Genomic DNA, 24,072 nt, shown 5'->3' with positions numbered 1-24,072 from the left:
GGTGTTCAGGTTCTCCTCACGAAGAGGAGGAACCCGAAGGCCAGAATCGCCGCCCAGACCGGGAGCGGGGACGCCTGCGGCGTGGGGGCGCTTCCGGCCGTCTGAGCCGCTGCTTCTGCCTGGGCCGGTGATCCCGTTGCGGTGGGCTGCGGGGTCACGTCGCCGGTCGCGCCGGGGGCCTCCCCGGTCGCCGCGATCGCAAAGAGGCCAAACCCGTTGGTGTCGGCGGAGAAGATGGCGTTGCCATTCTCCTCACCGAGCGCCTCGACCGGGACTGCCTGCCACGCGCCGTCGGCGTACCGGAACAAGGTCACCTGCTCTGCCGTGTGGCCCTGCGCTGTGAGCCAGGTGGCCGGGACGGCGAACCGGATCTTAACACCGCTGAAGTCATCAGCCGACGCCCGGTAGAGGGTCGTCTGGACATACTGGTAGACCGTGCCCGCTGGAGGTTCGGCTGCCTGCGGGAGCGAGCCTTTGGCGACGGTCACCATGAGGTCCTTGACCTCGGCGTTCGCGGTGAGGGTGACCGCCGAGATTGCCGTCGCGTCCATCGAGAGGGTGGTGCTCTCGCCGGGCTTGAGGTTGCTTGCCGCACCGACCGCGGTCGCGGTGCCGCTACTGCCTCCGGATGAGGAAGAGGCCTGGGTGGGCTGGGATGCTGCCGTGGCTGCGGCCAGCCCGAAGATCGAGAGGCCGTTCGGCGAGACTGCCTCAAAGACTATGTTCCCGTCGGCATCGGTGCCGACGAGCGTCGTCGCGAGCACTTCCTTGGTGCCGTCCTCGGCGGACCGGATGATCCGGATTGCGTCAACGCCGCCGTGGGCGGTGACCCAGGCGGGGCTGACCGCCATCCGGATGGTGGCGCCGGCGATGTCCTGGCCGTTCTCGAGGTTCGTCCTCACGATGTTCAGCGTGTAGGCGACGTCGCCGAGGTTCAGTCCGTCCGCAGTTGCGGCGAGCTGGAAGGCGCTCTGCGCGTCGGCGGAGACGTTCTGCGAGACGGTCGTCGTGAGGCCGGCTCCCTGCGGGATGCCGGTCAGGTTCGCCGAGACGGAGGCGCTGACCGTGCCGACCGAACCGAGCTCGGTGACGACCGGGTTCGTGTCGAGCCTGATGTTCGCGATCGTCCCGTTCACGGTGCCGCTCTCATTGGTGGGAGCGCCCTCGGTCTCGATGGTGAGGGTAAAGTTGCCCTCAGCGATCCGAATGGTGTTTCCGGCGACGGTTGCGTTGGCCGCGGTGGTGTTGATGCTGACCTGCGGCCTGCCGTCGTTGCCCGTGGTCACGTTGCAGCCGGGGATGTCCAGCGGGGTGTTCTGGGTCTGGTCGCCCTGCGGCGGGGTCACGGTGACGGTGGCGGTGCCCGTCGCGTTGCTGTACGCGGCGGTGACGGTCGTCGTGCCGACCTTGCGGGCGGTGAAGAGGCCGGTCTCGCTCAGGCTACCCACCGACGTGTTCGACGAGCTCCAGGCGAACGAGACGTCCGGGACCTCGGTGCCCTGGGCATCGTAGGCGACCGCGGAGAACTGCTGCGTCTCGCCGTTGGTCAGGTTCGCCGAGGCGGGCTCGACCGCGATCGAGGCGATGCCGGGCGTGATCGCGGAGGCGTTAACTCTCATCTCGATCTGGTCGAGGTAGAATCCGACGCCCTGGTTGGAGTATCCGGCCGGGTTACTGTAAAGTGTCTCTACCGCAAAGGTGTGACTCCTGGCCTCGTAGCCGGAAATGTCGACGGCGTAGGTTATCCACCTGTTCATGTTTGTAGCCACTGCTACCTCTTCACCGTCGATGAACGCTTTGATCCAGCAGCCTGCAGTCTTGACTCCATATAGTTGGAACCGCATCTGCGCAGCACCTTCGGGGAAGGTAAGAACCTTCTCGGCAGATGCATTGGCGGTTATCTTCGGGGTGCCGATACTGTACGACCCCTCGTAGACGACATCGTCCCGGAGCCCTGCGTTTGAGAGGGTCCAGCCGTCGGTCGACTCGCAGGAGTCGATCCAGACCGTCTCGAGAACGGTCCTGTTCACGAATACGTCGGCCGTGTCCCGAAGGGTGTAGCACTGTCCCGTGATCGTTGTGTTTCCGGCGTACACTGCGGTGAACAGGCCGCCGCCCGTGATGGGGCCGACCTTCTCGTCGCTGCTGCTCCACGCGAACCCGGCACCCGTCATGACGCGGCCGTTCTGGTCGTAGACCGTGCCGGTGAACTGCTGCTGGGTCTCACCGATCATGACGACTGAAGACGGACTGACCTCCATCGTCGTCGGGATCGGAATGCTGTCGTAAGGCTCGCCGAAGTAGGCTCCGGCCGGCAGGACGAGGGGGTAGTTGTCCACATTATTAGTGTACAAGGCGATACCCGCATCGCCGATGCCGTTATCGTTCATATCGTCGATGGGGTACGAGGCTCCCCAGTAGTTGCCGATCGGCCCGGTATACGTAACACCGTTGTAGGTGTAAGTCACCGGATCGGGAGAACTCCAGGTGTTCGCCTGCCCGGAGGGGTAATCCAAAGTGTTCGAATTATTTACGACGGTATTTGCGAACAGCGTGTTGGACGGACCGGACTGCATACGGATTCCATAGGTATTGCCCGTGACGATGTTGTGGTCAAAACGGCTGTTCTCGACGCCGTCCAGGAATAACCCATAATTGTTACTCGCGATGACGTTTCCGGTAACGGTAATGTTACTGGGTGCCGAACTCTGGACTGTTGTTTGTATAGCGAGCCCCTGCGCGCTGTCCCTGCAGGTATTGTTGCTGATGACGCTGTCGCATATCGATGCACACATCAAAGCAATAGAGAGCGTTGTACTGCCGTTGATGACGTTGCCGTCAACGAGTATGTTGTTCGCACCTTGGACATAGATACCTGTTTTAGAAACGGCGATGATGTTGTCGGTTAAAGTGCACCCTGAGTAATAACGACAGTTTATGCCGCTTGTGCCACTGATGCCGAATCCGGATACCGTCGAGTTATCGGCCAAAACTGTGACGCCGTATGTCGATGTTGGGGCGATCTTTGTCTTCTCCGGTCCGTTCTCCGACCTGAGAGTCAGGGGCTTCGTGACGGTGACGGACTCGCTGTACATCCCGTCCCCGACGACGATCGTGTCGCCGTCGAACGCGGCGTCCACGGCCGCCTGGATAGAGGTGAAGTTCGCTCCGCCCGAATCATCGACGGACCAGGTCCGGGGCGACTGCGGGAGCACGGTCACGGGCGCCGTGGCATTGGCGGCGCCGATGGCCGCGGTGACGTTCGCGCGGCCGTAGGTGAGCGAGGTGAAGTAGCCGGTCTCGTTCACCGTGCCGACCGAGGTGTCGGAACAGGTCCAGGTGAAGACGAGGCCATCGATGGTGGTGTTGTACTGGTTGACGGCCGTTGCGTTGAACTGGAGCCCCTCGCCCACCGTCAGGGAGGCGGGCGACGGCAGGATCGTGATCGCCGTCAGCATCGCCGGGTTCAGCACCGTGACGGTTGCGTTCCCGCTCACCGTCCCGTTGGCGGCGGTGACGGTCGTCGTGCCCGCAATAAGGGCGCTGAAGTTGCCGGTCTCGTCGACCGTGCCGACGGTTGTGTTCGAACTGGTCCAGGTGCAGAGGACTCCGTCCATCGGTTCGCTGTACTGGTCGAGGGGAGTGGCGGCGAACGTCCAGTTGTCACCGACGAATACGCTTTTTTCGGCCGGAGAGACTGTTATCGCTTTCACGACCGGCACCGGCGGGATGACGGTGATATTCGCCGTCCCGGTCGTGCTGCCGTAGGTGGCGGAGAGGTTCGTCGTACCCGCCTCAAGGGCAGTGAAGAAGCCGGTGGCGTTCACCGTGCCGACGGTCTCGTTCGAACTCGACCAATCGAGGACGAGGTTCGCGAGCACGGTTCCCGAGGTATCCGTGGCCAGGGCGAGGAACTGCTGCACGAGGCCGCGGGAGAGTTCGATATCTGCCGGATCGATCGTAATGGACGAGATCGCCGGAGCATCGGTCGAGCCGATGGCATGCACCTGGGTGCCGCTCGACCCGATGTAGATGGTGCCGTCCGCACCGATGGAGGGCGCGTCGAAGAAGCGCGGGCTGACCGGGTTGAGGAACTTCCACTTCAGGGTGCCGTCGGATCGGATCGCGTAGAGATACCGGTCGTTCCGGTCGCTCGAGGCGATATAGACGGTGCCTGCGGCATCGATTGCCGGGGCCGTCGTGAGGGTGCCGGTGGTGGTATAGAACCACTTTAGGGTGCCGTCGGGATTGACGGCGTTGATCGTTTTACTGGCTGAACCCGCATAGATCGTGCCGTCGGGCCCGATTGCCGGGGTCGTAACGGCGCCGCCGGTGGCGTAGGACCACTTCGGGGTGCCGTCGGGATTGATTGCATAGAGGCTGCCGTCGGCGGAGCCGGTATAGATCGTGCCGTCGGCACCGATCGCCGGGGCCGTGTTGACCGCACCGCCGGTGGTGTAGGACCACTTCAGGCTGCCGTCGGGGTTGATGGCATAGAGGTTCGTGTCGGCCGAACCGACGTAGATCGTGCCGTCGGCGCCGATTGCCGGGGCCGAGCTGACCGCGCCGCCGGTGGCGTACGACCATTTCTCGGTGCCGTCGGGGTTGACGGCGTAGAGTTTCATGTCGCCGGAGCCGGCATAGATTGTGCCGTCGGCACCGATCGCCGGGGCCGAGGAGACGGCACTGCCGGTCGTGAACGTCCACTTCAGGGTGCCGTCCGGATTCACGGCGTAGATCTTCGCGTCCTTGTTGCCGAAGTAGACAGTGCCCTCGTTGTCGATCGCCGCCGCCGTGTAGATCTGGTTAGGCACGGTGTAGGACCACTTCAGCGTGCCGTTCGAATTAATGGCATAGAACACCCTGTTTCTCGAACCGGCGTAGACCGTGCCGTCGGCGCCGAGGACCGGCTGGACGTAGAAGGCACTGCTGGCCTTGTGCGACCAGAGTTGCACCGGGAACTCGGGGCCCGTGTACGGGCTCAGCCCGGTGTGCCGCAGGTCATGCCCGTACATCGGCCATGCCGAGCCGGCAGGAGTGTCGGCATCTGTGCCGATGACCGAGTAGCCGCTCATCGCCTTGTCGGAGGTGAGGGCGTTCCCCCAGGCGATCATGTCGTCGCCATTGTTCGAGTTCTTGCAGTAGGCGTAGACGTTGAAGGCCGCGAACGACTCCAGGTTCTCGAAGGCGTAGGTGATCCTGACCGCACCCCGGTTCTCAAGGGTTTCGTTCGGCCGGAGGACGCCTGCATTGAGATCGATGAACATGATCCGGAAGGTGTTCTCCGTGTTGGTCATGTCCTGGCCTGCGTAGATGGGGTAGTCAGCCTCGTTGCCGGTCGGCTTCCAGATCTGGGGGCCGTAGATGAAGTCTTCCTTCGTAAAGACCTCGTCGAGAGAACTGGCCTGGTAGATCACGTTGTCGAGAGACGGGGGCTGGTTGCTTGCCGGGTTCGGCGTCCAGGTGTACCCGTCCGCCGTGATACGGAGCCTGAAGTCGTCGGGGATCGTCCCGTTGACGGCGACCATCAGGATGATCTCGTCCTCGTAACCCTTCCCGCCGGAGTCGGTGGCATAGAATGTGCCGGTCTGGCTATCGGTCACCGTCACCTGGCCAAAGTTCACGGCCGGGTCAGTGGAGATGTGAAGGGCATTGAGACCGCGGCCGATCCCCTCGAACCTGATGTTGTAGGTGTTGTTGTCGAATGCGTTGTACTTCGCGCCGAGGTCGTTTGCAACCTTCACGAAGATGTTGTTGTACCCGGGCAGAACGGACGGCCCGGCCGGTTCGGTAACGGTGATGTAGCCGGTCTTGACCTCGCTGTCCGATCCGCCTGCATTGGCAACCGTCAGGTTCACCGAGTAGGTGCCGGCCGCGGTGTAGGTGTGGGTCGGGTTCTGTTCGGTAGAATCGACGACGCCGTCGTTCTCAAAGTCCCAGGCCCAGGAGGCGACCGTGCCCGTGGAGACGTCGGTGAAGAGGACGTCGAGTGGGGCTTCCCCGCTGGTGACGTTAGCCGTGAAGTCCGCGGTGGGGGCGTCAGGGAGCGGCTGGCCTATGACGGCGTATCCGGACGACCCGCTGGCGCTCAGGCGGTTGGTCCAGCGGATACCCTGGCCCTGGTTCGAGGAGACCGTGTAGGCGTAGGCATCGAAAGCTGCGAATGTCGGCAGGTTCTCGAAGGAGTACTCGACCTTGATCGCCCCATTGTCGGTGACGGACTGTCCCGCGAAACTCGGCTGGCTGAGTGCGTTCGCACCGAGGATGCCTGCATTCAGGTCGATGAACAGGATTGAGAAGGTGTTAGTGGTATCCGTCATGTCCTGCCCGTCGAAGATCGGGTAGTTCGTTGCGGCGCAGGGCCTCCAGATCTGCGGCTCGTAGAGGAAGTCGTCCTTGGTGAACGTCTCGTTCAGGGCTTCCGGAACGTAGGTGACGTCATCGAACGTCGGGTAGGTGCCCGTGAGCACCGGCGTCCACTGGTAGCCGCTCGCCTTGATGGTGACCCGGAAACTGTCGGGAATCGTGCCGTTGACGGCGAGCATCAGGATGCCGTCGTCGTCCCAGCCGCGGCCGCCGGTGTCGGTGAGGTAGAAGACGCCCGCCTGGTCGCTGCTGAACGTGACCTGGCCCGAAGATTCAGCCGGATCGGTCGTAATGTGAAGAGCGTTCATGCCCTGGGTGCCGCTCTGGCCCGGGCTGAAGAAGTGATAGGTGTTGTTGCCGTAGTCGTTGAACCGGGCGTTCCCGCCATTGGAGATCTGCAGCAGCACATTGCTGTTCGACGGTATCACCGTGCCGGCGCCGAGGTTGGCGATGTCCTCATCGATGTAGACATACTCCGGCAACTGTTCGGTTGGTTCCGGTGTCACCTCTTCCGCGACCGTTTCGGTCGGCGTTGGTTCGGGTGTGCCGTTCTCCTCTGCACCGATGCTCGGCGGTATCTCGTCGGGAACCCCGGCGGTCGGTTCGGTCGTGTTCGACGGCAGGTCGGTGCCCCCCAGCGCCACCGCCGGTACGGCGATGAGCGCGAAGAGCAGCAGCAGGACGGCTATCCGCCCCTGCCATGGGCTGTCTTGAATACGTTTATCCCCTGTCATAATATCTTCCTTTTAAAGCAAGGATTCTCGAAGAAGTTCCTGCGGAACCGGCACCAGAGGTGCCCGCATCGGCATAACCGATCTCTGAGAATGAGTAAAATCTCAACGGTGCAGTATAAGACTGTTGCCAAATCGGGATAATTTAATCAAATTCAGTTAACATTTTTTAGCCATTATTATATCTATCGCATGGGGATTGCTCGAAAAAAGGTTAGGTCTGGTGGATCAATTAGATCTTCACCGTGTAGCCGCTGCTGCCTGTGCCGGAGACCGCGTTGGTCCAGGAGATCCCCTGCTCCTGGTTCGAGTCCAGGCACCACGCATAGGCATCGAAGGCGCCGAACCCGGTGAAGTTGCCGATCTCGTAGTCTACCTGCGCCATGCCGCAACCTTCAAGGGTGCTGTTGAGTCCGAGCACGCCCACGTTCAGGTCGATGAACATGATCTGGAAGGTGTTCTCCGTGTCAGCCATATTCTGGCCGTAGAAGATCGGGTAATTCGAGACGTTGCATGGTTTATAGATCTGCGGGCCGTAGGCGAAGTCATCCTGCCAGAAGGTCTCTTGCAGTGCCCCTGCCTGGTAAGCGTATGAGGTCGGCGCCGAGTCGGTGGCTTCCCACTGATAGCCGCTTGCGTTGATTTCGATCGAGAAGTCGCTGCTCAGGGTGGCGTTGGTCGCGAACATCAGGATGATATCGTCGTCGTAGCCCCGACCGCCCGTGTCGGATACATAGAACGACCCGGTGGCGGAGGTCGAGTCTGTCACCTGTCCGTTGGGGGAGCCTGTGTTCGTCGTGATGTGAAGGGCGTTGAGGCCGCCGCCGTCGAACTTCATGTAGTAGGTGTTGTTCGGACCGCCATACTCAGTGCTGTCGAGGTTATACTTCACCCCGGCGTCGTTTGCCACCGAGGCAAAACTGTGCCAGTTCGGCAATACGGCCAACGCCGATACGGGCATCACGCAGAGCACCATCATCACGACGAGACCTGCAGCGATCAGGCGTGAGGCTCTCCTCGCGGAACGTGTTGTTTCTACTGTTTTCATACTTTCACCTCTAAGTCCTGCCGCAAACTCGGGGTTTGCGACTTTCTAAGATTCGTTGATTACCTCTTGCGGATAATCAACTACGGGCTCTTAATCACATCCTGATAAATAAATATTGTTATTTAATAGTGGGGTTAATCATAGTATATTGACTTATTTTCCTCATATTGTCGGACCGTGTAGCCCGGAACTCCCCGTATTCCTTCCGCAGTCTTTCCGGAACTCGTCGCACCTGATGAAGTCTCACTTTGCCTGCCCTGTTTTGGTTGTAACGTAGGGCCGAAATGAGCTTTGTAGGTATGCTTCACACACCCGAGATGTACCCGGATCGGGTGTCATCGCGCCATCTGGTACTTGCCGATAAATACGCCTGTCACCGTCGGAAAACTTGTGACGTCCTCAAAACTGGTAGACCTCGAAGTGAATATTTTTGGGGTACGGCCGCAGGAGCCCTCCTGTATTCGGAGCGGGTGTCGTTAACCTACCTTAATTAACTCGCCCCCAACTGACAACCGTCAAATAGCCTCCCCGCCCACATTTTTCCAGGAAACAGCATGGCAGGCACGGATACGGAGATTTCAGCGCTCAACAGCCGGGCACGGGAGCACGCAGCCGCTCTCGATGCGGTTCGCTCCGGCATGGAGACAGTGATCATCGGACAGCAGGCGGTTATCGACCAGGTGCTCGCGGCGGTGCTTGCCGGCGGCCACGCCCTCCTCGAAGGGGTCCCGGGGATAGCAAAGACGCTCACGATCAGCACCCTCGCGCACTGCCTCGACTGCACCTTCGCCCGGATTCAGTTCACCCCTGACCTCCTTCCTGCCGATATCACCGGGACCCGGATCTACGACCGGCATACGGCCGCGTTCCGGACGATCCAGGGGCCGATCTTCCACCAGATCATCCTTGCCGATGAGATCAACCGTGCTCCCCCGAAGGTGCAGTCCGCTCTCCTCGAAGCGATGCAGGAGCGGCAGGTCACCATCCAGGGCGAGACCTACCCGTTGCCGCGCCCGTTCTTCGTCCTCGCCACTCAGAACCCACTCGAATCCGAGGGCACCTATCCGCTTCCCGAGGCGCAACTCGACCGGTTCATGCTCAAAATCCAGATGGACTACCCGACCCTCGACGAGGAGGTCGCCATCCTCGACCGGTTCACGGCGGGGGACCAGCCCGGCTCCCCGGTGCCGGTGCTCGACGCCGCCGGTCTCGCCGCCCTCCGGTCGTTCGTGCGGTCGGTCTACGCCGATCCGGGCGTCAAACGCTATGCTGCGCAACTGGTCGACGCTACCCGGCACCCGGCGGAGTACGGCCTCGATCTCGGCCCCATGATCGCTTCGGGGGCATCCCCGCGGGCATCGCTCGCCCTGCTCCTCTGCGGCAAGGCGCACGCGGTGCTCGCCGGGCGGGGCTACGTCGTCCCCGACGACATCCGGGCCCTGGCCCCCGCTGTCCTCAGACACCGGGTCCTCCTTACCTTCGAGGCGGAGGCAGACGATCTCACCTCAGAAGAGATCGTCCGGAAGATTCTGGCGGTTGTGGAGGTGCCCTGACGGTGAGCGACGCCGGGGAGCGGGCGGATCTCATCAGGCAGATCCGGCGGATCGAGTTAAAGACCGCCGCACTGGCCGACGGCTCCTGCCTCGGCTCCAGGCGATCGCCGCTCAAGGGGAGCGGGATGGCGCTTGCAAACCTCCGCGAGTACCTCCCCGGCGACGACGCCCGGGCGATCGACTGGAAGGCCTCAGCGCGGATGGACCGGCTCGTCGTCAGGGAGTTCGAGGAGGAACGGAGCCGGACCTACTACCTCGTCCTGGACCGGTCGGGGTCGGCAACGTTCGGGTCCTCGATCAGCAAGGACCGCCGGATCCTCGAGGTTGCCGCGAGCCTCATCTTTGCCGCCCACCGGCAGAACGGGCGGGTGGGCCTCTGCATCGTCACCGACCGCGTCGAGATGTTCATCCCGGCCCGGCCGGGCAAAAGCCAGGTAATCAGGCTCGTGCAGGCCCTCGTCTCCCACCGGCCGGAGGGAAGAGGCACCGATCTTGCCGCCGCGTTCCGGTATCTCTGCACGAGGGTCCGGCGCAGGTCTTCGGTCATCGTCCTCTCCGACTTCGACGACCCGGAGTTTGCCCGGGACCTCTCGCTCCTGCGGCGGCGGCACGAAGCGACTGCCGTCAGGGTCACCGATCCCGCGGAGGACTCTCTCCCGGACGTCGGACAGGTCTTCCTCGAAGACCCGGAGACCGGCGAGCAGGTGCTCGTGGATACGTCGGACCCTGCCTTCCGCAGCGCCTACGCCGATGCCCTGGCCGCAGCGGACCGGCGGATCGAGGGCGATCTGCTCTCGTGCCGGGTCCCCGGGATCCGCATATCCACCGATGAGCCCTACGACCTGCCCCTGCGCCGCTTCTACGCGCACCCGCGTTACCGGGGTGATTAGATGACCGGGTTTGCAGAGCCGCTCTGGCTCATTGGCCTCGCCGCGATCCCGGTCCTCTGCCTTCTCTACCGGCGTGCGGTCAGGGAACGGTCCTACGCGGCACTCACCTTCTCCCGGGTCGCGGTCGCCGCAAAGATCCGGAGCTCCGGCAGGCTCCCGCGTCCGCACGCCCTCTTCGCCCTTGCCCTCCTCGCCCTCGCCCTCATCCTGGTCGGCCTTGCCGACCCGCACATCCCGCTCGAGGGGACGGACGAGGGCGTCAGCGTGGTGCTGGTGCTCGATACCTCCGGGAGCATGCAGGCAACCGACTACCACCCCACCCGCCTCGAGGCCGCCAAGGCCGCCGCGGAGATCCTCCTCTCCCGGCTCAACCCGGACGATTACGCGGGGATCGTCGTCTTCGAGTCCGGGGCGACGAGCGCCGCCTACCTCTCTCCCGACCGCGACCGGGTGATTGAGAGGCTCCACGGGATCCGGGGACGGGACGGCCAGACGGCTCTCGGCGACGGCCTCGCCCTCGGCGTCGACATGGCCGATTCCATCCCCAACCGGCACCGGGTGGTGATCCTCCTCTCCGACGGCGCCGGCAACGCCGGCACCTTCTCCGCAGTGGAGGCTGCCGCGTATGCCCGCGAGCGGAGCGTGCCGGTCTACACCGTGGGGATCGGCTCGGCAACCCCGCCGGCAAGCACCCAGGAATACGCCGCGCTCGACGAGGAGACGCTCCGGGCAATCGCCCGCACGACGGGAGGGGAGTACTATGCGGCGGCCGATGAAGGGACACTTGTAGCGATCTACGCCGGGCTGACCGACGAGATCCCGCGTGAGCCGAAAGATACGAGCATCTGTTTGGTCTTCTTCGCCGGAGCGATCGGGGTTCTCCTGCTGGAGATGTACCTCCGCTACGGCCGGGGGAGGATCCTGCCGTGAGGAGAGTTCTCCTTCTCGCCCTCCTGGTTACCCTCGGCTGCGTGGCGACCGCCGCGGCTGCCGGTATCACCTTCTCGACCGGGCAGTCCGACTACACCGTGCTGGTCGGAGAAGAGGCTCTCTTTCCCATCGCCGTCGAGAACACGCTCGGCACCGATACCACGGGGGTGCTCGTCCGGGACGTGCGGTTCGTCCCGGAGGGCGGCGAGGGGAGCAGTCCGGCGAGAGAATCCCGGTCCCGGGCGATCACCATCTTCCGGGATACGACGGAGATTTCCGCCAGCGTCGGAACGGCGGCGGTACCCGGCACATTCTTCTTCGATATCGCGTTCGAGTACGGGAACGCCCCGCGCACCCGCATCAGTCTCCCGGAGATCCGGGTCCACGTCGTCAGTTCGACTGCAGAAGAGACGGATCAGCAGAACCCGCAGGTGAGCTCCGTCTCGTCGGTCTCGACAGAGGCAGGATCCGGCGGGCCGGAGGGTGGGTCCTCGCCCTCGTCCACGAAACGGCCCGGAGAGATGATGCAGGATATGGGGTCGCTCCGGGAGCAGGCGGCATGGGAGCAGGACCGCATGCAGGCGCTGCGGTCCGCACTGCTTGCCGGGCTTGAGGACGACCCGGTTGTCCGGGAGATCCACGCCGTCCTCACCTCGCACGGGTATACCCGGGCAGCGACGACGGTCAACCCCACGGGTGAAGGCACGGGAACGTTCTCGTTCGAGTACCGCGGAGGCGCCGGGGATGCGATACGTGCCGGGGGTGCGGTGGAGAACGGCTCCGCAACGTATGCGGCGTATGCCTCAGAGAGATCGCTCGTGGTGCCGGGTGCGGTCGTGGCAAACGAGATCTACCGACAGTATGCCGGTGAGCTCGCCGATGCCGGGTTCTTCCCGGTTACGTCTTCAATGAATGCAACGGTGGGCGCCTCCTCTGTCGGCATAGGGTTTATCGACGGCCAGAACCGGACGGCGAGGATCGTCGCCACCCTCTCCGGCGGAGAGGTGCGGGACGTGATGCTCGAGAAGCCGTCCGACTTCGCCTGGCTTGCGGGTGCCGGCGCGCTCTGTATCGTTCTCCTGATCGGCTACCTCGTCCGGCGAGGAGGACCGGGAGTGCCGGCTCCGGCGGTCTCCCCGGTTCCCCCCGACCCCCGTGGCGACGCCCTCCGTCTCCTTGAGGCGGCACGCGAAGAGTTCGGCCGCGGCGACCGGAAAGAGGCGTACGGAACGGCCGGCAGGGCGTTGCGGTCGTACGTCTCATCCGCATACGGGGCCGGCACGGAACTTGCGGACGGTGATGTCCTGCGCGTACTCAAAGAATGCGGCCATGAGATCACGGTCGCCTCTTCCGTCCTTAACCAGTGCGAAGCCGTCTCCTACGCCGGGTCCCCACCTCGGAATGAAGAGTTTCAGGCAGTCTTCCGGACAATTGAGGCCTTTATCCGGCAGAACTAATTTAGCGGCGCTGCCGATGAAAATTAACCGGAAGTCATTATATCTCATGCGGTTAATTGAACAAAGTTGATTGGTGCCGGGTTTCAGCACCTTTTTCATCTCTATTTTCCCAGTCTATTCAGGATAAAAGGCATACCATGACCCTGCTTCTTGCCCTTGACGATACGGACAACCATCAATCCCGGGGGACGGGCAGCCTGGCCCGTGCGGTCGCCGATGCGATCAAGAGACACTACCCCGTATGGGGTGTCACCCGGCACCAGCTCTATGTCCACCCCTCGATCCCGTACACGTCCCACAACAGCTGCGCCGTCATCCACATCGATGCCGACGGCGGTGAGCCGCTCAAGACCGCTCTCTCCATCGCCGAGGAGACGATGCTCGACGACTTCGTGGAGGGGAGCGACCCCGGACTCGCCGGGGCGACCCTCGACCAGGTGGCTCCTGCCCTGATAGCATTCGGCCGCGATGCCCAGCAGATGGTGCTCACCCAGGAACGTGCCCGGACACTGGCAAGGAACCTCGGCATATGGTTAAAAGGCCTTGGCGGCACGGAAGATGGCGTGATTGGCTCGATGGCTGGTCTCGGGCTTGCAGCGACATACAACGACGGCAGATTCCTCCAGAAGGGCACCATCCGCAGCCACACCGGCCCGACACCGGTGCATGTCCTCCTCGGAGCAGGGATCGACGAGATCATGACGCTTGACGGCAGGAGGGTCACCGAAGGGACCATCATCCTCAAAGAAGGCAAAGCTGCCAAAGCCTGCCCCATCAACGGCAGAGCCGTCCTCTTTGTAGACGAGCGGGATGGGGAACTGGTTGCGATAAAAAGGAACTGAATATGGAGTTCGGGAGAAGAGTCGTACTGGCGGTCGTCGTGCTCGCGGCGGTCGTCGCTGCATCGTTCCTGATCGATACGGCCGTCTCGCAGGCCTATGCCCCGGAGGGTGGTTCAGCTGACTCTCTCCTGCAAACCGCAGCCATCGATCGCTACGATCTCCGGTACGGCCCGCAGTCCTGGCGGCCCTATGCCACACCGATCGCGATCGGTCCGGGTGACCTCCCCTCCGGGAGCTGGTACCTCGCCTTCGTCGACCTGGGTGTGGTGCCCGTCGGCGGGAATCCGGCCCTCGCGCGTACCGGTTCGGTCAGGGTCGATTACCGGTTCACGGATCTCGCCGGAACGGCATCGTTGGGTGCCTACGGTCTCCACGTCGGGGACGGCAGGGCATGGACGAACCGGCAGTCCGGCTACGGCACCTCCGGCTACTACGTCTCCGGGACCGCTGCACCCGGCGACTCGCCCCGGTGGGCAACTCCTCTTCCGGAAGGCGACCGGTATGTCGTCGAGGTGGCAGGATCTCCGCGCCCGGTCGACGAGGATGCGGCACGGAATACCCGCACCCTCTGGTTCGAGCGGATCAACTCGGGCCTGGACGGGCTCCATATCACCACCGATCTCGCGGCCCGGAAAGGGCAGGTGACCGAGACCACCGATCTCGACGGCTCGTTCTACGTCACGTATACCGGCGGCAACAGGGTCGGGGGCCTCTTCCTGATGGTCGCCGTCGACCGGCCGCAGCCGGAAACCTTCGGGCTCGCGCTCGAATCAACGTTCGTGGAGGATAATCGATGAAACGCCCTTCTTACTTCAGCCTGTACGAGATCGCCCTGCTCTCGCTCTTCGGAGCTCTCGTCTTCGTCCTGCGGGCGGCGATCGTGGTCCCGATTCACACCCCCGGTAGTTCGGGAGTCTTCTGGGTTCTGCCGCTCGTCGTCGGCGCCGCCCTCGTGCGGAAACCGGGGGCCGGAACGTATGCCGGACTGGTATCCGGACTTCTCGCCTCGTTCTTCGGCATCGAACCGCTCCATGTCTTCGACATCTTCAAGTACACCGCAATGGGGATCACGATCGACCTCGTCTCCATAGCGTTCGGCTACCGTCTCGACAACCCCCTCGTCGGCTTTATCGCCGGCGCTGCGGGGAACGTGGTGAAGATGGTGGTGAACTACGCCGTGCACCTGCTCCTCGGCGTCCAGGGCGTCTTCATCCTCCTCGGCATCGGGTTCTCGTCGGCCACGCATATCATCTTCGGGGGCATCGGGGGTGTCATCGCCGCTCTGATCGTCGGACGGCTCTACAGGGCGGGCGTTGTGCATCAGGACGATGTGCCGGATGAGGGCTGACCCGGCGATCGAGTTCAGGTCGGTCTCGTTCCGGCACCCGGCCTCCCGGTCGGCCCGACCACGGGAGGTGCTCGCCGGGATCGACTGCGTCATCAGAGAGGGCGAGCGCGTGCTGCTGACCGGTCCGAGCGGTTCGGGGAAGACGACATTTCTCCGGTGCTGCAACGGCCTGATCCCGCACGCCCGACCCGGCGTCTTCAAGGGCGACGTCTTTGTCCGGGGACGGAACACGCGTGACTGCACGATCGGCGACCTTGCCACCACCGTCGGTATGGTCTTCCAGAACCCGGACCACCAGATCTTCTCAAACGACGTGGTGAGCGAGATAGCGTTCGGCCCCGAACAGCTCGGCTGGCCCCCATCGCGGATCGACCGGGCGGTCAACGGGATCCTGGAGCAGTTCCGGCTTGACCGGCTCTGCGACCGGCAGACGACCGAACTCTCCTGGGGAGAGCGCCAGCGCCTGGCGATCGCTTCCGTCGTTGTTCTGCACCCTGCAATCCTCATCCTCGACGAGCCGTTCTCCGGGCTCGATGCCGCGAGTGCGGCCGGGCTCCTCGACCTCCTCGATACGTTAAACAGGGAGTCCGGCATGACGATCATCCTCTCCGAACACCGGACAGAGTTCGTTGCGCGGTGGGCATCCCGCCGGATATCCCTTGTCGGCGGGTCAATCATCGAACCTCCCGCACCGGATGCTCTCCCGCGGGATCGTCGTCCCCGCCGGATGGCAGGACCTCCCCGTGCCGGTATCGTCGCCCTGGAGAACGTTACGTTCCGGCACCCGGGCAGAATGGCCCCGGCAATGGACGGCGTCTCCCTCACCATCTACCCCGGCGAGGCGACGGTGCTCGCCGGTCCGAACGGTTCGGGGAAGAGCACATTGTTGAGACTCTTAAACGGCCTTCTGCGGCCGGAGTCCGGGCGGATCGTCGTGGACGGAAGAGAGATCCGGGAGAGCACCGTCGCCGAGATCGCCCGCACCGTCGGCCTGGTCTGCCAGCATGCCGACTACCAGCTCTTCGGGGAGACCATCGCCGAGGAGCTCGCCTTCGCCCCCGCAAACCTCGGCACTCCTCCGGGCGTGATAACGCAGCGGATCGGGCGGGTGCGCGAGGACCTCGGCATCGGGCACCTGGGGCTTACCGCCTCCCCCCTTGCCCTCTCGGTCGGAGAGAAGCAGCGCGTCAGCATCGCGTCCGTCCTGACGATGGATACGCCCGTCCTGGCGCTCGACGAACCGACGCTCGGACTCGATCCCGTCGCCAAGCAGAAGCTGGCCGGGCTCATCGATACGCTCTGCTCCGGGGAAAAGGCGGTCGTCATCGCGACGCACGATGCGGAGTTCTCCGCCGCAGTCGCGGACAGGGTCGTCAGGCTCGAGCGCGGCCGTATCGTGGACGACTGGGTGGTGCAGGAGGAGCGGACATGACCGGCGGGGACGGACGGCACGGCCGGAGGCATGCTCACCGGGCGGTGGGCTACATCCCGGGCGTGTCGTTCCTTCACAGGATGGACCCGAGGACCAAACTCCTGACCGTGCTTGCGGTAAGCATCGCCGCGTTCGCCACCACGTCACCTGTCCGCACTGCATTCCTCTTTGCCTTCGTTGCCGGCCTTGCGGCTGCTGCAGGACTCGTAAGACCGTTTTCTCGGGCGCTCCTCCTTCTCCTGCCGCTCCTCGTCTTCATCGTCGCGGTCGATATCTTCTTTCCTGAGGAGACCTGGGGGCATGTGTACCTTTCGGCTCAGATCGGCCCGCTCTCATCGGTGATAACCTCCGGCGGGCTGCTCTATGCCGCGGCAAAGGGGATCAGGGTCCTTGCCATCGGCGGGATCTCGTTCCTCTTCGTGATGACCACCTCATACACCGATTTCGTCGCCAGCCTTCGCATCAGCCGGCTGCCTCCCCAGATCGCTTTCTCCCTCGGGTACGCGCTGAAGTCGATGACGGCACTCTACGACGACCTCAGGAATATCATGGACGCCCAGCGTTCCCGGGCGCTTGAGTTCGATCGGGGGACGCTCATCAAAAACAGGAGAAAATTGATGGCGCTCGGTGTACCGATGACGGTATCGGTCCTGAACCGGGCCCGGTACGTGACCGAAGCGATGCAGAGCAGGGGATTCGCCTCAGCATCGAGGCCCACCTGCTATCGCCCTCCCCATCCCGGGAGAAACGACCTCCTTCTGCTCGTCGTGCTTATGCTCTCGTTGTCGGGTATAGCGATGGTGCCGATATAGGTGGCTAACTCTTACCGGCCTGCTTCAGCCGCCTCTTCCTTCGGCCCGAACTCTTTCCTGATCCCCTCCGCGAACGTATCAAACCCGATCTGGTCCATCTGGTCGGCGAGATGCCGGTCGCTCCAGGCGTTGCGGTAGACCCAGTAGACGATGCGGTCGATCACCTCGACGACCTCCTCTTCGGTCTCGACGGTGACGAGTTCCCTTCCTGCGGCGGGGGAGGCGCCGCGCCGGCCGCCGACGGTGATCTGGTAGTGATTATACTCCGTCTTCAGGAGGTGATAGGGGCAGGAGTGGACGCATATGCCGCACTGGACGCACTTACTCTCATCAAGAACCGATACCCCGTTCTTCAGAGTTATGGCGCACTGCTTGCAGTACTCCACGCAGGTGCCGCACCCCGTGCAGAGCCCGGGTGTGCGCAGCGGCCGGATCCTGCCGATGATCCCGATGTCGTTTAAGAGCGGGCTGTTGCACATGTGAGTGCAGCCGGATATGGCGATGCGGAGCCGTATCGGGAGTTCCTTCCCGAAGACCCGCTCATCGACCTTCCGGGCGAGATCGATCGTCTCGCAGTTGGCATACTTGCACCGCTCCGTGCCCGGGCAGGCCATGATGTTCACCACTTCGTTATGCTCCGCCCCGATGGGTGTTCCGTTCTTCTCGAGGACTTTTGCGATCTTCGCGAGGTTCTCGGGGTTCACGTGCGGGATCTCCACCGTCTGGCGCATGGTGAGGTGGAGAGAGCTGTCTCCATACTTCTTACTGATCGATGCCAGTTGCCGGACCTGGTCTACAGAGAGGACCCCCGCCGGGATCCGCAACCGTATCGTCGCATAATCTGCGTTCCGCTCGGTGATGACCCCTCCCCGGGAGTAGAGGGCGTAGTCTTGCATCATTCTACAGTAGTAGTTGCCGCCGGGGTTAAAAAGGTGGTTACAGGAGGGCAAGGATGAGGATGACGCCCGCACGGGTGATCTCGTTTGTGGCACCGACGACATCGCCGTTGACGCCGCCAAAGAGGTGCCGGGAGAGGGAGAGCATCAGTGCAACGATAATGACCGTGACCGAGAGTGCGAGTGCGACACTCACTCCGGGAATCGGCAGCAAGAAGAGGGGCAGCGCGAGCAGGGTGGCCGGGACGAGGAACCAGGGCCGTGCAAACCCGTGGAGGTAGGAGTGGATCCCCTCCCGGAACGGTACGCCGAGCGTGGTGAGATAGGACATAGCGACCTTCGCGCAGACCTCGGCGGTGAGGATTGCCGCCGGGAGATATGCAACCGTCTGGAGCCCGGCAAACGCTATGAGCGTGACGACGATCCCTGTCGCGAGGGCGCCGGCCCCGGTGGTCCGGTCGGTCATGGCCGCGACCCTCTTCTCCCGGCTCCCGTGGGCCATGAGCCCGTCGCCGAAGTCCAGCAAGCCGTCGAAGTGGTTGCACCCGGAGAGGACGAGCACCGCTGCGACGGCGACCGCCGCACCCACTACCGGCGATGCTATAAGGGAGACGATGCCGGCCGCTATCCCGCCGATCACGTACCCGGCAAGCGGGTAGAGGTAGGAGCGGCGGGCGAACTGCTCGAACTCGACCGGTCTCCCGAGGGGGAGCGGGGTGCAGAACTGCAGGAGGGCAATGACGGACTTCACATTGACTCACTATAGAGGCGTGACGTGCATCCCGCGATCAGTCCGGCGACGGCATCGTCGAGGAACGGCCCGAGTCTTCCCAGGATTCCCGGCTTCTTCTGGTCATAGCGGGTGAACTCGAACCGTGCGTAGGTCCCCCCGATCACCTCGGCGATGGCCATCCCGATGATCTCGTCGGAGAGCAGGAAGACCGGGTCGTCGGCGATCTCGGAGTTCTTCCGCTTTACGTAAAGTTCGTCCTCGAGCAGGACGGCGGAAAGAAGGAGCGACGATATGTTGGGGTCCTCCAGCGCCTTCCCGATCTTCTCATTCAGTCGATTCGCAGCCTCGTCCGCACTGATCCCGTGCGGTACATACAGTTCCATTGCGGATGCGACGATATCGCTCCTCGTGATACCCTTCTCTTCCAGCCTGCGCTCTACCTCGAACATTGTTCTAGTATTGAGGCTCGCGGGTATTTTGGCTTTGGTATAGCGATGGGCGCTCGCACCGCAGGTGCGAGCGGCCGGAGCTCGAGAAAACGCGAAGCGTTTTCGAGTTGCGATGGGCGGAACGGCCTGAGTTTGAGTACCTGCGGTCCGGAACGGCCTGAGTTTGAGTACCTGCGATGGGCGGAACGGCCGGAGCTTGAGCACCGCCAGGTGCGAGTGACGACACTCCGCAGGACATCCTGCAATACCGGGGTCAGGGGAGCGAAGGTGATATGTGACGTTCAGGCAGCAAAAGGACGTATGTACCTGGTATGTGTGACTGGTGACCCGTTGTCCGGGGAGCAACGTATAGCAGCATATGGTTTGCTCAAGTCTGCACCTGAGCCGTGCGTGGACTATGGATGCGTTGATGATGACCCGTTGCAGTTCTGCACCGCCTTCGCAGTTACCTACAGGCCCCTTTTGCTCTCTGCCATGCCCCCGGACCGCAACCTCTTCCATCCTGCGGCACCAACCTACAACGTAATGTCTCACCCCTTCCTCTCCGAAGATCCGGGTATCCGGCCCCGTCGTCCGATGCTGGCGCTCGTTCTCGGCAATACCATGCTCTCCACCGTCCCCGGCATCTCCGGCGCCGGGCCGACCCCTGAAAAGACCCTGCTCACGCCGGTTCTGGACGCGGAACTCGTCACGACCGGCGCGATCACGAGCATACCGGCCCGGCCGAACACCCCCACCGGGTGCCCGACGCCGGCGTCCATCACCCGGTCCATGATGGAACTGACGGGCCTCGCGCCCGTCCTCATCAACGCCGGGCTTGCCCATACCCCCACGGTCCCCTGTCTGGACGCCTACGGGAGCCCCGGCGGCGATCCGCGGATGGAGGACGCGGTGCCGCAGGCGGCGCTCCTCTTTGAGCGGGGGGAGATGATCGGCAGACTTCTTTCGCAGTACAGCGACCTCCTGATGCTTGGCGAGTGCGTTCCCGGCGGGACGACGACCGCCCTCTGCGTCCTCCGGGCGCTCGGCTACGACGCCTCGGTCAGCAGTGCCTTCATCAAGAACCCGCTGGGCCTGAAGGACGCTGTCTGCAGAGATGTGCTCGCCAGGATAGATGCCACCGGCGCACGAGAGCCCCTGGATATCCTCCGCGCCGCGGGCGACCCCATGATGCCGGTCGCGGCGGGGATCGCGAGCGCGTATTCCGGCGAGATCCTCTTCGCCGGCGGGACCCAGATGCTTGCTGTCGCGGCTACCTTGAAAGCGCTCGGGAAACGGGTGCCGCATCTCGCGACGACTGTGTATGTCAGGGACGATCCCTCCGCCGGGTTCGTCCGGTCGGTCGCCGACGTCGGCACTGTCGCGTACTTCGTCGACCCGAACTTCGCCGAGATCGGACATGTCGGGCTCGCCCGTTACTGTATCGGTGAGGTCAAGGAGGGGATGGGCGCCGGCGGGGCCCTGACGCTTGCCTATCTGATGGGCCACGAACCGGAAGAGATCACCAGAAAAGTCTTCGATTTTGTCAGGAAGTATGCTTGAGGGAAGGACTATACCTTTTTACATCCATCTATAAGCAATGCTTCCACTTTATGTGGTCAACAATCATGGACAGTTCAACCACCTGATCTTGAGGGCACTCCGGGACATGGACATTGAGGCCACGATGATCTCCAATGAGACCTCGCCGGCCGAGGTCTCCCGGGGCTGCCGGGGCATCATCCTCGGCGGCGGCCCGACCCTGGACCGTGCCGGTGCCGCTCCTGCGTACCTCGATCTCGATCTTCCCGTTCTCGGCATCTGTCTTGGGCTGCACATCATGGCGACAGCCCGGGGGGGTGCAGTCCGCCGGGGGGCAAGCGGCGGATTCGGTGCGGTCGAGGTCGATATCCTCGAACGGGACAGCCTGCTTCAGGGCTACCCGGACCGGATGCAGGTCTGGGCGTCGCACGCAGACGAGGTCTCGGTGGTTCCCGCTGGCTTCGTCCGGCTTGCAGAATCGGTAATCTGCGGCGTAGAGGCGATGGCGTCTCCCGATGAACGCCTCTATGGTGTCCAGTGGCACCCGGAGGTCAGCCATACCGTCAACGGACGGGTCATCTTCGAGAACTTTGACCGGATATGTTCGGAGTAGACGACGTTGCGGGCCGGGTCGGGTCCATCGGGTTTTCCTGCCAGCGGTGCGGGGCCTGCTGCCGACGGATCGCGGAGGATTCGAACCTGGTTATCGTGAGCCCTGCTGAGATCCGGGTAATCATGGCGGCTACCGGGATGGCATGGGATGAGGTTGCCGAGCCCTATCCCGACTTCATCGATGCCGGCAATGGCGGCGAGTATACGCTTGCGTGGTGCATCCGGCGCACTGCCGATGCCTGTATCTTTCTTTGCGACGGACGGTGCTCCATCTACGCCCATCGCCCCTGGATCTGCCGTACATATCCGTTTATGCTCGTCGATGACGGACTGCTGGTCTCCGAGTGCCCCGGCCTCGGGAAACCCATCTCTCTCCGCGACGCGCAGGCTCTCGGCGCCGACCTCTGCAGGCGGCAGGCTGCCGAGGCAGCAGAGGAGGCTGGTCTCCGGATAGTTTACGAGCGTTCGACGGTGTCGCCAGGAACGCGCGCAGTTATCGACAGCGAAGGTATGAAGGTGGTCCATGACTGAGATTCGTCTTGTCGGAACCGCCCACGTCTCGCAGAAGAGCGTTGAGGATGTCCGATCAGCTATTGAGGAGTTCGGGCCCGATATCGTCGGCGTCGAACTCGACAGGGGCCGGTATACAGCGCTCACGGAGGAAGTGGCCGAGCCCTCTGTTGCGGATGTCCTGAAAGGCGGAAACTTCGGTCAGCTCCTTGTTCAGTGGGTGCTCACCTACATCCAGCAGCGGATCGGTGCCGAGACCGGCGTGAAACCCGGTACCGAGATGCTGACCGCAATCGATGAGGCCAAAGCGCACCAGAAACCCGTAGCGTTCATCGACCGGGATATCCGGATCACGCTTGCCCGGTTCTGGGGGAATATGGGGATCTGGGAGAAGTTCAAGTTCATCGGGGCTCTGCTCTACTCGCTGGTGAACGTCGAGGGTGAGGAGATCGATGTGGACACGCTCACGAATCAGGACGTGGTGAGTGCCGCGATGGAGGAGTTCCGAAAGTTCTCTCCTCGGGGTGCCCAGGCTTTGATCGACGAACGGGACGCGTACCTTGCTCACCAGGTCCTGATGCTCGGGGGCCGGTACGAGCGGGTGCTCGCGGTCGTCGGTGCCGGGCATATCCGGGGGGTCCAGCGCTACCTTGATGCGCCGGAGACGCTGCCGCCGCTACCGGCCCTGACCGCCGAGTCAAAGGGCCTGCCGTGGGGGAAGATCCTCGGTGCGGCAGTCACCGGCCTCTTCCTCCTCCTCTTCGCCGCGATAGCCTTCTCCGGCGTGGGCCTGGACATCCTGCTCGCCGCCTTTGTCTACTGGATCCTGATCACCGGCGCGTTAAGCGCCGTGTTCACACTGCTCGCAGGCGGGCACCCCCTCTCGGCCGCAACGGCGTTTGCCGTCTCCTGGATGACGTCGCTCAACCCGCTGCTTGCGGCGGGATGGTTCGCCGCCGCCGTCGAGGCAAAGATACGGAAGCCCACCGCCGGAGAACTTCGTCAGATCATCGCGGCGGAGACCTTCTCGGAGATGCGGAAGATCCCTCTCTTCCGGGTGGTGCTGGTCGCTGCTCTTGCCAATGTCGGGTGCACGATTGGGGTCATTGCCTACTTCCTCTTCATCTTTCCCGTTCTCGGGATCGATCCGACGGTGGTCATCACCGACGGTTTCTCGAATATGCTGCAGATGATACAGGGCCTCTTCTAGGGCCGCTCCCCCGATGAGGCATCCCTATCTCCTTTTCCCCAAGGTATTTAGGCCAGGAGTGCCCACCATCGTTGCATGAGTCCGATTGGTGGAACGGTTAACCTCGGTGTCACTGTCATACGGAGCAGGCACAGCGTGCGGAAGTACAAGGACACTCCCATCGAGGAGAAGATCATCAAGGACGCCCTTGACTGCGCGCGCCTTGCCCCGACGGCGAGAAACGAGCAGCCCTGGCTCTTTGGGACCATCCAGAATCGCGAGACGCTGCGGGCAATCGCGGACCTGGCCGAGAACGGCAGGTTCATCGCCGATGCACCCATCTGCTTCGCTGTCTTTGGAAAGAGGGACGCGAAGTACTACCTTGAGGATTGCTGTGCCGCGACGATGCAGCTCCTCCTCGCGCTCCAGGCCTGGGGGATCGGGTCCTGCTGGGTTGCGGGGGAGAAGAAAGATTACGCCGAGGACGTCCGGAAACTCCTCAACGTCCCTGAAGAGTACACGCTCGTCTCTCTTATCCCCGCGGGATACCCCGAAGAGATCAAGATCACGCAGAAGAAGATCCTCGACGAGGTCACATTCTTCGAGCGATACGAGGAAGAGTAGGTGGATAACACCCGAACTATTTTTGTACCGTCGTTTCCCGGCTGAAAATGCAGGGCCCTTCTCTTGACGACGGGGCTCACGCAATATCCGCGGAGTACGGGGCTGCACGGGCTCTGCTGCTGCGTGATG

19 protein-coding genes are annotated in these 24,072 nt (G+C 63.1%); 14 read left to right on the top strand and 5 right to left on the bottom strand.

All coding sequences use genetic code 11. The features are described from left to right. Nucleotides 1-5 precede the first annotated feature (5 nt). Both BRA49_RS08370 and BRA49_RS08365 read right to left on the bottom strand, forming a co-directional pair. Nucleotides 6-7,100 carry a PQQ-binding-like beta-propeller repeat protein gene (locus BRA49_RS08370; protein ID WP_292385116.1) on the bottom strand — a complete coding sequence of 2,365 codons (7,095 nt, stop codon included), beginning with the start codon at nt 7,098-7,100 and terminating at the stop codon, nt 6-8. A 229-nt stretch (nt 7,101-7,329) separates the two neighbouring features. Further along, nucleotides 7,330-8,145 (bottom strand): nitroreductase, encoded by an 816-nt coding sequence (locus tag BRA49_RS08365; protein ID WP_292385114.1) that lies wholly within the window; start codon nt 8,143-8,145, stop codon nt 7,330-7,332. Between the two features lie 554 nt (nt 8,146-8,699). Between BRA49_RS08365 and BRA49_RS08360 the strand changes: the two genes are divergently transcribed. The 9 genes from BRA49_RS08360 to BRA49_RS08320 all read left to right on the top strand — a co-directional run bounded on the left by BRA49_RS08360 (nt 8,700) and on the right by BRA49_RS08320 (nt 17,409). Then, a complete protein-coding gene (locus BRA49_RS08360) occupies nt 8,700-9,698 on the top strand; it encodes an AAA family ATPase (protein WP_292385112.1) in 999 nt (332 codons plus the stop codon). A gap of 2 nt (nt 9,699-9,700) precedes the next feature. After that, a complete protein-coding gene (locus BRA49_RS08355; protein WP_292385110.1) occupies nt 9,701-10,588 on the top strand; it encodes a DUF58 domain-containing protein in 888 nt (295 codons plus the stop codon). Further along, complete coding sequence (locus BRA49_RS08350; RefSeq protein WP_292385108.1) at nt 10,589-11,518, top strand: vWA domain-containing protein; 930 nt, start codon at nt 10,589-10,591, stop codon at nt 11,516-11,518. Continuing rightward, on the top strand, nt 11,515-12,975 hold the full coding sequence (locus BRA49_RS08345; protein ID WP_292385107.1) for a hypothetical protein: 1,461 nt from the start codon (nt 11,515-11,517) through the stop codon (nt 12,973-12,975). Before BRA49_RS08350 ends, BRA49_RS08345 begins: the two co-directional genes overlap by 4 nt. Before the next feature lie 137 nt (nt 12,976-13,112). Next, the gene (locus tag BRA49_RS08340; RefSeq protein WP_292385106.1) at nt 13,113-13,817 is read left to right on the top strand and encodes an ABC transporter substrate-binding protein; all 705 of its coding nucleotides are present in this window, start codon (nt 13,113-13,115) and stop codon (nt 13,815-13,817) included. 2 nt (nt 13,818-13,819) lie between these two features. Continuing rightward, complete coding sequence (locus tag BRA49_RS08335; RefSeq protein WP_292385105.1) at nt 13,820-14,614, top strand: hypothetical protein; 795 nt, start codon at nt 13,820-13,822, stop codon at nt 14,612-14,614. Continuing rightward, the gene (locus BRA49_RS08330; RefSeq protein ID WP_292385103.1) at nt 14,611-15,165 is read left to right on the top strand and encodes an ECF transporter S component; all 555 of its coding nucleotides are present in this window, start codon (nt 14,611-14,613) and stop codon (nt 15,163-15,165) included. Before BRA49_RS08335 ends, BRA49_RS08330 begins: the two co-directional genes overlap by 4 nt. Next, nucleotides 15,155-16,597: an ABC transporter ATP-binding protein gene (locus BRA49_RS08325; protein ID WP_292385102.1), complete on the top strand. Its 1,443-nt coding sequence runs from the start codon at nt 15,155-15,157 to the stop codon at nt 16,595-16,597. The genes BRA49_RS08330 and BRA49_RS08325 overlap by 11 nt, the downstream gene beginning before the upstream one ends. After that, complete coding sequence (locus tag BRA49_RS08320; protein ID WP_292385100.1) at nt 16,594-17,409, top strand: energy-coupling factor transporter transmembrane component T family protein; 816 nt, start codon at nt 16,594-16,596, stop codon at nt 17,407-17,409. Before BRA49_RS08325 ends, BRA49_RS08320 begins: the two co-directional genes overlap by 4 nt. Before the next feature lie 11 nt (nt 17,410-17,420). Here the strand turns inward: BRA49_RS08320 and BRA49_RS08315 are convergent, their stop codons facing one another. The 3 genes from BRA49_RS08315 to BRA49_RS08305 are packed head-to-tail and all read right to left on the bottom strand — an operon-like array spanning nt 17,421 to nt 19,487. Further along, a complete protein-coding gene (locus tag BRA49_RS08315; protein ID WP_292385259.1) occupies nt 17,421-18,308 on the bottom strand; it encodes a 4Fe-4S binding protein in 888 nt (295 codons plus the stop codon). Between the two features lie 37 nt (nt 18,309-18,345). Beyond that, the gene (gene cobS / locus BRA49_RS08310) at nt 18,346-19,056 is read right to left on the bottom strand and encodes an adenosylcobinamide-GDP ribazoletransferase (protein ID WP_292385099.1); all 711 of its coding nucleotides are present in this window, start codon (nt 19,054-19,056) and stop codon (nt 18,346-18,348) included. Next, nucleotides 19,053-19,487: a phosphatidylglycerophosphatase A gene (locus tag BRA49_RS08305; protein WP_292385097.1), complete on the bottom strand. Its 435-nt coding sequence runs from the start codon at nt 19,485-19,487 to the stop codon at nt 19,053-19,055. Before BRA49_RS08305 ends, cobS begins: the two co-directional genes overlap by 4 nt. A 525-nt stretch (nt 19,488-20,012) precedes the next feature. On the opposite strand from BRA49_RS08305, the gene cobT reads away from it, so the two are divergent. The 5 genes from cobT to BRA49_RS08280 all read left to right on the top strand — a co-directional run bounded on the left by cobT (nt 20,013) and on the right by BRA49_RS08280 (nt 23,943). Next, complete coding sequence (gene cobT / locus BRA49_RS08300; protein WP_292385095.1) at nt 20,013-21,029, top strand: nicotinate mononucleotide-dependent phosphoribosyltransferase CobT; 1,017 nt, start codon at nt 20,013-20,015, stop codon at nt 21,027-21,029. Between the two features lie 37 nt (nt 21,030-21,066). After that, on the top strand, nt 21,067-21,621 hold the full coding sequence (locus BRA49_RS08295; protein WP_292385093.1) for a GMP synthase subunit A: 555 nt from the start codon (nt 21,067-21,069) through the stop codon (nt 21,619-21,621). Continuing rightward, a complete protein-coding gene (locus tag BRA49_RS08290) occupies nt 21,609-22,151 on the top strand; it encodes a YkgJ family cysteine cluster protein (protein WP_292385092.1) in 543 nt (180 codons plus the stop codon). Before BRA49_RS08295 ends, BRA49_RS08290 begins: the two co-directional genes overlap by 13 nt. Beyond that, a complete protein-coding gene (locus BRA49_RS08285) occupies nt 22,144-23,340 on the top strand; it encodes a TraB/GumN family protein (RefSeq protein WP_292385091.1) in 1,197 nt (398 codons plus the stop codon). The genes BRA49_RS08290 and BRA49_RS08285 overlap by 8 nt, the downstream gene beginning before the upstream one ends. 75 nt (nt 23,341-23,415) lie before the next feature. Beyond that, complete coding sequence (locus BRA49_RS08280; protein ID WP_292385090.1) at nt 23,416-23,943, top strand: nitroreductase family protein; 528 nt, start codon at nt 23,416-23,418, stop codon at nt 23,941-23,943. Nucleotides 23,944-24,072: the final 129 nt, after the last annotated feature.

It is taken from the genome of Methanoculleus sp. UBA430, assembly GCF_002506585.1.
GTDB lineage: Archaea > Halobacteriota > Methanomicrobia > Methanomicrobiales > Methanoculleaceae > Methanoculleus.
The sequence above is the reverse complement of the archived record's forward strand: the minus strand, read 5'-3'. Positions and strand labels throughout refer to the sequence as shown.